Annotated in this window: 13 protein-coding genes, 1 tRNA gene, 2 pseudogenes and 1 riboswitch; of the genes and pseudogenes, 7 read left to right on the top strand and 9 right to left on the bottom strand. The window is 42.7% G+C overall.

Translation table 11 applies throughout. The features are described from left to right. Positions 1–184: 184 nt before the first annotated feature. The 4 genes and pseudogenes from xylB to ABFV83_RS10260 form a co-directional block, all read left to right on the top strand. Positions 185–1,708: a xylulokinase gene (gene xylB / locus ABFV83_RS10275; RefSeq protein WP_349948759.1), complete on the top strand. Its 1,524-nt coding sequence runs from the start codon at positions 185–187 to the stop codon at positions 1,706–1,708. Between the two features lie 74 nt (positions 1,709–1,782). Further along, positions 1,783–2,000: pseudogene (locus ABFV83_RS10270) on the top strand (hypothetical protein). Between the two features lie 18 nt (positions 2,001–2,018). Next, a complete protein-coding gene (locus tag ABFV83_RS10265; protein WP_349948758.1) occupies positions 2,019–2,645 on the top strand; it encodes a DUF4867 family protein in 627 nt (208 codons plus the stop codon). Positions 2,646–2,720: 75 nt separating this feature from the next. Further along, positions 2,721–2,996: pseudogene (locus ABFV83_RS10260) on the top strand (fucose isomerase); the annotation flags it as partial. Between the two features lie 28 nt (positions 2,997–3,024). Here ABFV83_RS10260 and ABFV83_RS10255 read toward each other — a convergent pair. Both ABFV83_RS10255 and ABFV83_RS10250 read right to left on the bottom strand, forming a co-directional pair. Beyond that, positions 3,025–3,825 (bottom strand): CPBP family intramembrane glutamic endopeptidase, encoded by an 801-nt coding sequence (locus ABFV83_RS10255; RefSeq protein WP_349948757.1) that lies wholly within the window; start codon positions 3,823–3,825, stop codon positions 3,025–3,027. Positions 3,826–4,477: 652 nt separating this feature from the next. Further along, entirely contained in the window at positions 4,478–5,146 is a 669-nt protein-coding gene (locus ABFV83_RS10250; protein ID WP_349948756.1) for an ECF transporter S component, read from the bottom strand. Positions 5,147–5,229: 83 nt separating this feature from the next. Next, positions 5,230–5,346: riboswitch (FMN riboswitch) on the bottom strand. A 94-nt stretch (positions 5,347–5,440) separates the two neighbouring features. On the opposite strand from ABFV83_RS10250, the gene ABFV83_RS10245 reads away from it, so the two are divergent. Beyond that, positions 5,441–5,513: transfer RNA gene (locus ABFV83_RS10245), tRNA-Ala, on the top strand. Between the two features lie 1,001 nt (positions 5,514–6,514). On the opposite strand, the gene ABFV83_RS10240 is transcribed toward ABFV83_RS10245, so the two are convergent. The 4 genes from ABFV83_RS10240 to ABFV83_RS10225 are packed head-to-tail and all read right to left on the bottom strand — an operon-like array spanning position 6,515 to position 9,300. Continuing rightward, a complete protein-coding gene (locus ABFV83_RS10240; RefSeq protein ID WP_349948755.1) occupies positions 6,515–6,769 on the bottom strand; it encodes a cysteine-rich KTR domain-containing protein in 255 nt (84 codons plus the stop codon). Between the two features lie 21 nt (positions 6,770–6,790). Continuing rightward, positions 6,791–7,030 carry a FeoC-like transcriptional regulator gene (locus ABFV83_RS10235; RefSeq protein WP_349948754.1) on the bottom strand — a complete coding sequence of 80 codons (240 nt, stop codon included), beginning with the start codon at positions 7,028–7,030 and terminating at the stop codon, positions 6,791–6,793. A gap of 15 nt (positions 7,031–7,045) precedes the next feature. Beyond that, a complete protein-coding gene (gene feoB / locus ABFV83_RS10230) occupies positions 7,046–9,073 on the bottom strand; it encodes a ferrous iron transport protein B (protein ID WP_349948753.1) in 2,028 nt (675 codons plus the stop codon). After that, positions 9,070–9,300 (bottom strand): FeoA family protein, encoded by a 231-nt coding sequence (locus ABFV83_RS10225; RefSeq protein WP_349948752.1) that lies wholly within the window; start codon positions 9,298–9,300, stop codon positions 9,070–9,072. Before ABFV83_RS10225 ends, feoB begins: the two co-directional genes overlap by 4 nt. 284 nt (positions 9,301–9,584) lie before the next feature. Here ABFV83_RS10225 and ABFV83_RS10220 point away from each other — a divergent pair, with 284 nt between their 5' ends. Beyond that, positions 9,585–10,541, top strand: a complete 957-nt coding sequence (locus ABFV83_RS10220) for an AraC family transcriptional regulator (RefSeq protein ID WP_349948751.1) — start codon at positions 9,585–9,587, stop codon at positions 10,539–10,541. Between the two features lie 160 nt (positions 10,542–10,701). Here ABFV83_RS10220 and ABFV83_RS10215 read toward each other — a convergent pair whose 3' ends face one another. Both ABFV83_RS10215 and ABFV83_RS10210 read right to left on the bottom strand, forming a co-directional pair. Beyond that, the gene (locus tag ABFV83_RS10215) at positions 10,702–10,965 is read right to left on the bottom strand and encodes a hypothetical protein (protein WP_349948750.1); all 264 of its coding nucleotides are present in this window, start codon (positions 10,963–10,965) and stop codon (positions 10,702–10,704) included. Next, positions 10,952–11,293: a hypothetical protein gene (locus tag ABFV83_RS10210; protein ID WP_349948749.1), complete on the bottom strand. Its 342-nt coding sequence runs from the start codon at positions 11,291–11,293 to the stop codon at positions 10,952–10,954. Before ABFV83_RS10210 ends, ABFV83_RS10215 begins: the two co-directional genes overlap by 14 nt. A gap of 25 nt (positions 11,294–11,318) precedes the next feature. Here ABFV83_RS10210 and ABFV83_RS10205 point away from each other — a divergent pair, with 25 nt between their 5' ends. Next, positions 11,319–11,669, top strand: coding sequence for a hypothetical protein (locus ABFV83_RS10205; protein WP_349948748.1), 351 nt, complete (start codon positions 11,319–11,321; stop codon positions 11,667–11,669). A gap of 149 nt (positions 11,670–11,818) precedes the next feature. Here the strand turns inward: ABFV83_RS10205 and ABFV83_RS10200 are convergent, their stop codons facing one another. Continuing rightward, positions 11,819–12,163 (bottom strand): zinc ribbon domain-containing protein, encoded by a 345-nt coding sequence (locus ABFV83_RS10200; RefSeq protein WP_349948747.1) that lies wholly within the window; start codon positions 12,161–12,163, stop codon positions 11,819–11,821. Between the last annotated feature and the right edge of the window lie 15 nt (positions 12,164–12,178).

Genomic DNA, 12,178 nt, shown 5'->3' with positions numbered 1-12,178 from the left:
GGCCATAAGTCCGCAGTGCAGCTCGCGAAACCTGCGGTTTCACTTGCTCACGGACATTCGGCCTATTTCGCACTGCTCATTGCAAGAGTGCAAGAAAGTGCTATTACTTGGACAAATAAGCGCACGCTTTTTTCAGGCATGTATATTATAATCAGAATAAGAGATCTTTCGAGGAGGTATCAGGATGAATTATCTGATTGGAATTGATGTGGGGACATCGGCAACAAAAACCGTCCTGTTTGATGAAAAGGGCGGTGTGATTGCTTCCGCTTCCAGGGAATATCCCCTTTATCAGCCTAAGAACGGCTGGGCAGAGCAGAAGCCGGAAGACTGGAGAGAGGCGGTTCTTGATACCCTTTCCCAAGTTATAACAAAGTCAGGGGTTTTAAAAGAAGATGTAAAAGGAATCGGTATTTCAGGTCAGATGCACGGACTTGTGATGCTTGATAAAAAGAATGAGGTGATACGTCCCTCTATTATCTGGTGTGACCAGAGGACCGCATCCGAAGTGGAAGACATGCTTACCCTTATGCCAAAAGAGCGCTGGATCGAAATCACTGCCAATCCGCCTCTTACGGGCTGGACGGCGGCTAAGATTTTATGGGTAAGGAAGAATGAGCCGGAGAATTACGGAAGGTGCAGGCACATCCTTCTTCCTAAGGATTATATCCGTTACGTATTAACCGGAGTCTTTGCCACTGAGGTTTCCGATGCCAGCGGAATGCAGCTTTTGGATGTGCCCGGCAGGTGCTGGTCTGAGGAGGTTTTAAATAAGCTGGATATTGATCCAAAGCTTTTGGGGGAAGTGTTTGAATCCTGTGAGGTGACGGGAAGCCTGCTTCCTGAGATCGCTGAGAGAACCGGGCTTTCTGTGGGAACAAAGGTCGTGGGAGGCGCTGGAGACAATGCAGCGGCTGCAGTCGGAACAGGAGTTGTGAAGGATGGAATGGCCTTTACCACCATAGGGACTTCTGGGGTTGTGTTTGCTCACAGCAGCCAGGTTACCATTGACCCGAAAGGAAGAGTCCATACCTGCTGCTGTGCGGTTCCGGGAGCATGGCATGTCATGGGAGTGACCCAGGGGGCTGGGCTGTCCTTAAAATGGTTTAAGGATAATTTCTGCCAGGATTATGTGGAAGAAGCAAACAGACAGGGAATTGATCTTTACGATCTCATCAACCGGGATGTGAATCAGGTGGAAGCAGGAAGTGATAAGCTTATTTATCTTCCGTATTTGATGGGGGAAAGAACTCCTCATCTGGACCCGGACTGCAGGGGCGTGTTTTTTGGACTTTCTGCCATCCATACGAGAAAACATATGCTGCGGGCCGTAATGGAAGGAGTTTCTTATTCCCTCAGCGACTGCAACGATATCCTTAATGAAATGGGAATCAGGGTAGGAGAGATGATGGCATGCGGCGGCGGCGGAAAGAGCCAGGTATGGCGCCAGATGCTGGCGGATATGTATGACTGCCATGTAAAAACCGTGGCCCAGACAGAAGGACCGGCCCTTGGAGCCGCTATTTTAGCCGGAGTGGGGTGCAAAATCTTTGAGAGCGCGGAAGCTGCCTGTGACGCTCTGATCTCCCAGGATAAGTCTACGGGACCAGAGGAAAAACAGGCCGGTCTTTATAAGAAATACCATCAGTTATATAAGGAACTGTATGAGGATTTAAAGGGCAGCTATAAGAAGCTTGCAGCTTTGTAAATAATCACAAAGGAAAAACAGGAAGGTGAAGATATGCGTTTTTTATTGATACGGCAAATGTAGAAGAAATCAGAATGGCCAATGAAATGGGAATTATCTGCGGGGTTACTACAAATCCTTCCCTGATTGCAAAGGAAGGGCGTGATTTTAACCAGGTGATCGACTGTGCAATAGCAGGGGCAGATATTGCAACGGTGCCGTATAAGGTGCTGGTTCAGATGACCAGCACCCTCTTACAGACCAGGGAATTGAAAAATTTAAAAAGGACTATCTGGCTGTGTTTGGAGAATAAAAAAGGAGAGGTAAAACTATGGGATTATCAATGAAACCAGTGACAGATCCTGCATTTGGCACATATGGGAAAGTGGTTACAGGATATGATGCAGGGGAACTGTTGGAAAAAATGAAGGAGACGCCTCTTCCGGAGGAGGTGATTTATGTCCCTTCCGTAGCGGAATTAGAGGAGCTGACAGTTTGTAGGGAAATGGAAAAGAAGCTGTACGGTCAGCTGTCCATTCAGGTAGGCTACTGCAACGGCCACAATAAGAAGCTGAACGCAGTGGAATACCACAGAAATTCAGAGATTAATATTGCTGTGACGGATCTGGTCCTGATTTTAGGAAGGCAGCAGGACATTACCCCGGATTATACATACGATTCGAGTAAAATGGAAGCATTCCTGGTTCCGGCAGGGACCGTGATCGAGGTTTATGCAACGACCCTTCATTATGCGCCATGCCATGTAGAGGAGGGGGGCTTCCGATGTGTGGTGATCCTGCCAAAGGATACCAATACGGAACTGGAGCCTGCCGGGGAAGCGGTGAATGAGGAAGACAGACTGTTGTTTGCAAGGAATAAATGGCTTATTGGACATAAAGAGGGCGGACTTCCAAAACAGGCTTATATTGGCATTTCAGGAGAAAATCCGTCTATTTGACAAATGCTTAACAATAAAATTACAGGCATATAGCCCGAATGAAAATGCCTGGACAATAACAGGAGGAGTGATAGAATGAATAATATCCCGGAAATAAAAGTAGGAATCGTAGCGGTAAGCAGGGACTGTTTCCCGGAATCCTTATCAGTGAACAGAAGAAAAGCTCTGGTGGAGGCATATCGTGCAAAGTATGATGCCACAAATATTTACGAATGTCCTGTATGCATTGTAGAAAGTGAAATCCATATGGTTCAGGCTTTGGAAGATGTGAAGAAAGCCGGCTGCGATGCACTGGTAGTTTATTTAGGGAACTTCGGCCCTGAGATTTCAGAAACCCTTCTTGCGCGTAACGGAGGTTCCCAAGAGGTACTCTAAATGTTTATACGATTCGTCTACTCTTTTTGTCGTATATCATAACGGTTACAATTGAAATAAGAACAATCATAGCGTTTGCGGCAATTGTTCCCGCCCAAGTCATAGTCATGGTGCCAAAGATGGGAGATGCCGCATTGAACATGGTGTGGAATAATACGCACATAAACACACCGCCTTTTCCGGATATTTTGTAGATTGCCCCATTGAAAAACCGAAACGCCATGAGTTGAACTGCAAACATCCAAAAGTTAATGAGTCCCTCTCCGTGATTTGTCCCCGGAATGAAGAAGAGAGGGATATGCCATAAAATCCAAATGCTTCCAACAAAAACAGAAGACAAAACAAAGCCATATTTTTTGTCAAGCTCAGGCTGTAATATGTACATCCAGCCAGCTTCCTCCAAGCCACCGATAATAAGATTACCAGGCAGGGAAAGGAAGAACGTATAAAATGGAAGTACCATTTCCGTGGGGCCTGAAACTGCAATATGTATCAAAAAATACAGTGCAAGCCCTGCGGCAACGAACAAATAGAGAGAGATGTTATTTTTGGCGTAAAAAACAGTTTTCAACCATTCCTTAAAATCTGTTATTTTATTATTTTTCTTCAGAACGATATATGAAGCAATAGCGGGCGACAAAATATAGATTGCAAAAGGAATATTCATTACAAATTGTTGTAAGGAGTAAACCCAATTGTGAACCGAATATCCGAATTGCCCAAGGGCAATTAAAGCACCTGACACAAGATAGGCTATGGAAAATGTCAGTACCGTAAATTGTACTATGATTTTTTTGTTTGTCACGATTTCTTCACCTCATATTTTGAAGTATACATTAAATTTTAGCGTCTTTAATTTTTATTACTTAATGTTTGCTTTTTACCATTTCAAAGTTGCTATCCGCAAATTCTTTCACTTCTCCTGTATTGTCAAGGCCGCATTCATAGCTGTAATGCACCTTTCCATGTTTCGGTTTTCATTTTGTCCCTATTATACCATATCTTTCCGCAAGCGTGGAAATTTTTCGTTTTTAGCCCGTTTTTTAACCTTGTGGATGTTCGGGAGGGCGGGTACAGCAGGTGGGAATCCATTACAAGTGTGTGGGTGTGATTGAATTGCCGGACATGAAAGAAATAAACGGCAAAACGGCATAGTCAAACTGACTATGCCGTGTGCTGTACAAATATTTTATTATTGTGGGAGTGCCTTACGGGAAGCCCTCCTTCTTTTCCGTGTTTTTAACCGAATCAAGTAAGTCCCCCACTTCAAATATGAAAATCATTAAGTAGTAGGTGGGGACTTGCTTGTGTCAGGTGGAGTGTCATCATCTTGCCGCTTTGCGACAAGAAACAAGAACTCCACCTGACAAGCAGCAATAGCTGCTATTCGGTTATGCCCGGTGAAGCGGGGCACGCTGTGAGCAAGTGGCGAAACGGATTGCGAATATCCGCTTGACTTAGATAATTCCCTTCATAACCAGGACGGCCAAAATACAGGTTATTAAGATGATCCCTGCAGCAAGGGTCATGCCAAGATTGAACGACTGCTTTTTTGGTGCATCCGTTGAAGTCGGAATCATGAGATTGGATTTTCTCAACGTGTTGACTAATGGTTTATAGATAAGAAGAGTCAGGGCCGTGTTGATTCCTCCCTTTAAAAGGTTAAAGGGGACGAATGCAGGGAGTAGAAGCTTTACCACGGCATCCCTTGGATATCCCATGTAAATTGGGGTAATAAGGTAGTTCCACAAAACCATGACCAGGGTCATGAGTAAGGTACCTGCCACCATGCCAAGGAATGCACCCAAAAGGGAATGGTGCTTCTTATAGAAGTAAGCTGCCGGACAGACAAATGCGACCGTAGAAAGAACGTTCATGATCAGTCCGATGATTCCGGTGCTGCTGATGGTAAACATCTCCACAAATGATACGATAACGGAGATCAGTGCAGATGACATTGGCCCGAATAAGAAGCCGCCGGTAATGATAATAACATCTTTGGGCTCATACTCCAGGAAAGGCAGCATGGGGATCAGAGGGATCCGGATTGCCACAACGGCTACAAAGGCCAGCGCACAAAGCATGGCCATGAGGGTGAGTTTACTTGTTTGTTTTGTCATATTCATGTTAAAGCCTCCTGAAAAATAAGTAACACCTGAAAGTATGCCTTTCAGGTGTTAAAAATAAACAGGTGTATTATCACTATTTAACACATCTTCTTTCATCCAGACTATACTGTCGGTATTGGAATTACACCAATTCTGCACAATTTGCGCTCGCGGACTTTACCGCCGGTCGGGAATTTCACCCTGCCCTGAAGACAACTATATTCAAATGTTCTTGAATTATTATAACATTTTAAAAAATAAATGCAATATGGTGTTGCAATTTTTTTAATGCTTTGCTATAATATCGGACATGGGGGTATAGCTCAGCTGGGAGAGCGCTTGAATGGCATTCAAGAGGTCATGGGTTCGAATCCCACTATCTCCATTTAAACAATAAGCCGCAGGCATGAAAGCTTGCGGCTTAAATTATAACTTATAGGGACAAGATACTTGGTAAATCAAGGGCAAATAAAGAAAGGTACGTTTTCAGTTATGAAAATCTATCTTTTATTTTTTTGCCATTTTAAAGGAGGGCAAGGGTACGTTATGGAAGATGCGCCATACGATTACTGGTATACCGTTACACTGGAGCGTGATTATCAAGGCACATTCTACCTGCCGGCTTTACAGCTTTAGATATCTGAACCTATAAGTTTCTGGAGGAGCTCCAAGGTCTTCGGAAGTTTTCTTAAATTTAGTATGGAAAAAATTGTTTTTGAGATTCACACAATTCTGGTGGTTCAAATGTTAGAAGCTCTGCTGCGGGCAGTGTGGTAGCAACAGTAAATCAGGGAAACCTGATGTATGACATACCAGGAGAAAAAATGGTAAAAAAAGCACTAAATGGAACTATTCAACCAATGCATTGGCAGAATGTTTTCTTAAATGCTATGAACAGCCAGCAGATCAATCAAACACAGTAATAAATAAGCGTAAAGCCAATGCTTCTAAGTGGAGTACATTAATAGGCTTCTTGGTATCGTAGGTTGTTTGGAAGTGTAAACAGTTTTCTATAATTGGAAACTTCCATCAAAAAATATGATACCACTGAAAAATTGCCAGGGGAAGCAGGAAGACTTTTTAAGTGCATTTCTCGAAAAATGGGCATTGACCATAAGTGAAAAATAAAATTGTGCAGAGGCTTTGTGAAGCATCATCTTCATAAAGTCCCTGCTAATAGTATTTTAAAACCTGTCTGCAAACATAATGGTTACCTCACTGTAAATTCGGTCCTAATTAAAATTTTTTATAGTTTCTTATTGGTCATGCTCTACATGTTAAAGTGTATTCTGTGCCACATGTTTATACAACATCGATACTCCGTCATTAGCGATGTGTTTTGGTTTTCCGGTGCTGCTGTTTATTGCTCAATCATAAAAATGATTGTCATAATAAAAGTTTATCAGGCAAAATGTTTGTTTTAAGCTCATGTTTCCCAGAACAAATATGATTTCTCATGGTTGTCGGCTCTGCGTCTTGCTCATTGACAATCTTGATATTAAACTGCCACACATCAATCACAATCTCATGCTTGCACTTGGGGCAAAACAAGGGGAAGTTTTTAAGAACCGTATCTTCCCTAATTTGCATTCGTGTTTTGTTGTTGCAGATAGGGCAATAGACCCATTGTTTTTCTTTCAAGGCTATCACCCTCTATCCTCATTAAGTGCGATTGACAACTTCCCACATAGACAAACCAGATAGCAGCTGTTCGCAACCATGACAGCCATTACAGCTATGACCGCAATCGTTTTGTTGAATCACTTTTCGGATATAGCCCTGCCGTTCCAAATATTCAAGTTCTATCCGAACACCAGCTTCATCTTGGTGGAGCAATTCAGCTAAATCCTGTATGCTATATGTGTTTCCGCTTTTCAGGTATTCCAGTAATTGAGTTAGCACATTGCCCGTCCTTTCTTAAAAAATCAATAGCCCAATGTGGTACGCAATCGTTGACAAAAGCAGGGCAGTAGCCAAATAGTATGCCGTAATGCGCAATGTCCATTTCATGGAGTGGGATTCCTGCGCGGTAGCACTTAATGTCATAAGGCAAGGCATGTTGAAGAAAAAGGCATACAGAAAAGCTAATGCTTCCGGCTTGGAAATGGTGGCAAGCAGATTCGTCCCGACAACAGCCGTATTTGTTTCAATCAACTTTTGCCCGGCAATGGCAGACCAAACCCCTTGTGAGTTGAACAAAGATGCCAACACTCCGAGAGAGGATTCCTTGCCGATAGCGGATGCCATCCATGCCATGAACATCTGCCATCTAAGACCGAATATCATGGTGACCGGCTCAATCGCTGTTCCGATTTTATAAATCAAACTGTTCTCAATATTACCGCTTGAGGTGTAGGCTAATGCCCAAAATACAACTGATACCAAAATGATAATCTTCAATGCTCTTTTTAACACATCACCAATGCGGTCTAAAACAAAGCGGAACAGGTTTTTGTAGCGCGGCTTGTGGTAGGGCGGCAATTCCATAATCAAGCCTGTACGTTCAGATTCTTTAATCAAGCGTTTCCCGAAAACTTTTGATGTAATGAAGATGTGCAGAAATGCAACAACAAACATAGATAAAATAACGACTGGTGCCATGTTCTCAAAGAACAGGCTGCTAATTAGTCCTACCACACCCCATGTTGAAGCACAAGGTACTACCCATGATAAGGCGATTGTGGTCACGCGCTGCCCCCATGAATCAATGACGCGGGTACTGCCGACACCACCAATATTACAACCAAGGCTTACCAAAAATGGCATAACAGCTTTCCCCTGCAAGCCGAACTTTGACATGGTATTGTCGAAAACATAGGAGATACGCGCCATGTAGCCGACTTCTTCCATAAAGCCAAATACCAAACTAACACCGAACACGAAACTTGCCATCATCAGGGCAAAGGATATGCCCGCCAGCACAGCGTCACACAACAGGGAAACAAGAAAAGCAGGGATACCCACACCTAAAATCACGTTGGATAACGGTGCAGATAGCGCGGGAATATAGCTGAATAACCCCATAAACGGCATAGCAATCATCATGGATAACAATAGCCCAAAAAGGATAATCAGAATCGCCAGAGGTTTTCCCCACGTTTTAGAGGTGGCGATTTTATCAAAGCGTCCTCGCTCTTTTCGCTTTCTGGGATTTGTAACATGATTTTTTAGAAGACCCTCAATCCACCTGAATTTAGAATCGCCGGTGAGCAAACTTCCTGCGTTGACACTTGAAATGATTTTTTGAATCTCACTCCATTTTCCTTTTGCGGCTGACTGGACGGATTCCATTGCCAAAGAATCGCCCTCAATCAGCTTTGCCGCCAGCCATTGTGAAGTGTAAATCCTCATACCTTCTTCGGGCAATAGCTGAACGAGCTGTGTGTAATTCTGTCCGATTACTTTCTCATAGCAGGAGATAAGATTTTGAGTATTCAGTTCGGCGGGAGTCCCTTTTCCCATTTGTTCTAAGACCGCATAAAAATCAGCATATTTTTTTCTGTCTGCGGCTACCATCGGAACAACAGGAATTTGCAGTTCTTTTGCAAGCGCCTTGCAGTTGATTTCTCTACCCTGTGAAGCGGCAATATCCATCATATTCAGCACTAAAAAAACAGGTACTCGTATTCCCGCATAGTCCGCCATCATGTAAAGGCTGCGCTCTAATTGCGAAGCGTCCGCCAAAATACAAACCATATCCGCCTTGCCGCTCGCAATGTAGTTTCTTGTAATGACTTCTTCTTCTGAATTGGCGGATAGGCTGTATGTACCGGGCAAATCCACGACTGTGTAGGAAGTATTGTTGTGGGTAAAATACCCCTCTTTTTTCTCAACCGTTTTACCCGGCCAGTTCCCAACGTGCTGTTTAGAGCCGGTCAGTGAATTAAACAGCGTTGACTTTCCCGAATTGGGTTGTCCCAATAACGCGATAGTTGTTGTGTTCATCGGCTTATTTCCTCCAATCCTATTTGCTCCGCGTCCTTTCGGTTGATTGCAAGCATTGTATCGCGGCTATAAATCAACAGCGGGTGCTTTTTTTCATTTTGAATCACTTCTATCACACTTCCGGGGGTCAGTCCGATAGAGGTAATGCGGCTTTGAAAATGCACATTGCCCCCGATGGATTTTATTTTTCCAACGGAGCCTTTCCGTAATTTTGTTAGGATTTCCACTTGATTTCTCTCCTTCAAAGGTATTTTCCGATAATCTTGCAGGCGATTCTACCGTCCTGTGATTAGCCTTGACTAACTCAAAACAGTTTACCATAGCTTATTTTTTCGTTCCACTCCATATACACACAAATAATCCAAACAGCATATTTTATTTTTGAAAATAATTTTCCGTATTTTTTGAGTTGACGAATGAAGATTTCAAATATAAAATTGAAATAATCCATAATATATGGGGGGGAATAACACATGAATTTAGAAAAACAGAATAGAAGCGAGGTTTCCCTATGTTTTCCGTTATCAAATCGAATAATCCAAAAACTCAAATTGAATATATCGGTCCGAATCAAGCCGTAATGATTTTGAGAAATAAAGAGAGTGGCAGCCTTACCATGTTTCAATTTTTCCCCAGTGTGATTCTTTCATTTAATCGAATCTTCACATCTCTATGGCCTGTAAGCAACGGCTTTCCTACCCGAACATTACTGCTCAACTATTGCATTGATGGACGCTGTGAAATGTATTTAGACAGCGGGAAGTTTTGCTTTGTTGCGCCCGGCAATCTTTTCATTGGAACGCAACAGGCACGAAGCGATTACAAATACCCGACTGAACATTATGAGGGAATTGAATTGATATTTCATCTTGATATGTTGGATATTGAGCCTTACCCGCTTTTTCAGGAGTTAGGAATAGACCTGAAAAGCTTGTACGAAAGTCTGAAGCTAAAAGATAATTTATATTTTGCTGAGGAATCATTTGATTTACATGCAATCGTTTTTGAATTGTGGGCATTACGGAACAGCCAAGACATTAACGGCATGAAATTATTGGTGGCAAAACTTCTGTTAGCTGTTTCTAAACCGGAATATCAGAAGAACGGAAATATCCGCTATCTTGCCCCCTCGCAAGTACGTATTGCAAAAGAAACCTGTGCGATTCTTTGCTCCGACTTAAAAGCCAACTATACCGCTAAAGAATTAGCCTTACGTTTTCAAGTAAGTGAAACAACGCTAAAAAATTATTTCCGATGTGTATATGGGGAAAATATATCTGCCTATGTTCGGAAAAAACGCATGAAGCAAGCCGCGGAGCTTCTGCAAACAACGGACACACCCATTGCGGATATTTCGATACAGGTAGGGTACGAAAATCCCAGTAAATTTGCGGTAGTATTCAAGAAACAGTTTGGGGTGACACCGCTGGAATATCGTCGTTCTAAACGCTTAGACGATTTTGAATAGATGGAATAATCGCACTACAATAGCGGCGGCGGGATTGGTCAAAACCTATCCCGCTGCTCCTGCCGCAAAATAGTGCAAACATTCTTGCGGATTTGCTCGGCTTCTTTTACCTCGTCTTTGAGAGAAACATACCGCTGGTTGAGGATTTGCCGCTTGGCGGTCAGGTCGGCATATTCCGCTTTCCATGCCTTTGTCGGCAGGCAGTTCTGCCGTTCATCACATCTTTCAGGTAGGTATTTGCCGCTGTGAATAAAATCTGCTCACTTTCCGTCAATGTTTTTTTGCCCTTGTACTTTAGGTAGGTGTCAACCTGTTCAATATGTTTTTTCAAAACGGTCATGCGCCGTTCAACAGGTTTCAATTCCTCACGAATATTCATCTGTTCGTCAATTATAGAGCAGAATTTTTCATCAAGTCCCGCCATATCCCCTAATCTGATTTTGCTGTAAAAAGTTCAGCATTTTTGCGGCGGCTTTCAGATTGCCGATAGCTTGATAACGGTCAGATTTTCCCGATTGCTCCCGCCTTGCAAGAATACCCTGTATCACATCTGCAAGGGTGGGTGGGGCGTTGTTCTGCATTTCCTCTTTAAGCCAATTTTGCAGTTTAGAGATACGTGCCTTTAACTGCCGTAACCGCTGATTTGTTACTTCAATTTCTCGGTTCTCGTCTTTGCCATGTGAAAATGCTCCTTTCGATTTTTGTGGTTTGTGAATTGTGCGTATGATATAATTAAACAAGGTAATGAGCATTTACAATTTTGAATGGAGTAAATATATGCCTTGTAATGCTGAATTTGGAATAATCGACACATTTGATAAAAATAAAGACTATGGCGATGAATATACACCACAAAAATATAATTGTGTTGCCATTGATGATGAGGTTGTTAGCGATTGGTGGGATAGACTACTAACAATGAAAACCTATTTTCATTGTTATAGCCGCCCTGAAACGGCGCTTACTCGTTATGGGATAACACTTATCCCTCCCGAATCATTAGATTTGTTTTACGATATTGTTGCAAATAACACGAAGAAAGAATTTACCAGTCAAATTTCGTGTCTTTTGGATTTGATTCAAAAGGCAAAAAACGAAAATAAATTTATAATTCATTACGGAGTATGAATTTATGCCAACATAAAAACCGTCATGCTTTTTTTAACATGATAGGCTCTGTAGGAATGGATAGGATAAGATTGATAGATAAGGATTTTGACCGCAAAAAGCGGCTTACCCGTTTTCGTGAGTAAGCCGCTTTCTGCGGTCAAATTGCATTATGCGGTTTTCTTTTTCTTTGCTTTTTCTTCCTGCTTGATTGCGGAAGTTTCACGGACTTGCTTTACAAACTTGGCTTCGTTGGACTTCACAAAGCCGCTTACGGATTTGATGGCTTCAAGAGCCAATTCCCGCACAACAACGGTACGGATTTGGTGTCCTGTACATTGGCGGTTGTATTTCCTGCCCGTAAGGTTATAGGTGGAACAGGTGTAAACATCTTTCGGCGGTTTGTTGCATACATAGCCTTTTTTGTTTACATGGCTTGTGGGGTAGGGTATTCTGTGGTTGTACAGCTTTGCGCCGCAATCGGCACAAAACAATAATCCTGTTAAGGGGTGCACTTCATAGCCGGTGGT

The sequence above is a fragment of the Lacrimispora sp. BS-2 genome (assembly GCF_040207125.1).
Taxonomy (GTDB): domain Bacteria; phylum Bacillota; class Clostridia; order Lachnospirales; family Lachnospiraceae; genus Lacrimispora.
Note: the sequence above shows the minus strand (reverse complement) of the source record. Positions and strands in the feature narration are given on the sequence as shown.

What these genes read in the sequence shown, in the direction of transcription:
- xylB (WP_349948759.1), top strand. Translation starts at nt 185, where the DNA reads ATGAATTATCTGATTGGAATTGATGTGGGGACATCGGCAACAAAAACC.
- ABFV83_RS10265 (WP_349948758.1), top strand. Translation starts at nt 2,019, where the DNA reads ATGGGATTATCAATGAAACCAGTGACAGATCCTGCATTTGGCACATAT.
- ABFV83_RS10250 (WP_349948756.1), bottom strand. Translation starts at nt 5,146, where the DNA reads ATGAATATGACAAAACAAACAAGTAAACTCACCCTCATGGCCATGCTT.
- feoB (WP_349948753.1), bottom strand. Translation starts at nt 9,073, where the DNA reads ATGAACACAACAACTATCGCGTTATTGGGACAACCCAATTCGGGAAAG.
- ABFV83_RS10220 (WP_349948751.1), top strand. Translation starts at nt 9,585, where the DNA reads ATGTTTTCCGTTATCAAATCGAATAATCCAAAAACTCAAATTGAATAT.
- ABFV83_RS10215 (WP_349948750.1), bottom strand. Translation starts at nt 10,965, where the DNA reads ATGGCGGGACTTGATGAAAAATTCTGCTCTATAATTGACGAACAGATG.
- ABFV83_RS10210 (WP_349948749.1), bottom strand. Translation starts at nt 11,293, where the DNA reads ATGCTCATTACCTTGTTTAATTATATCATACGCACAATTCACAAACCA.
- ABFV83_RS10205 (WP_349948748.1), top strand. Translation starts at nt 11,319, where the DNA reads ATGCCTTGTAATGCTGAATTTGGAATAATCGACACATTTGATAAAAAT.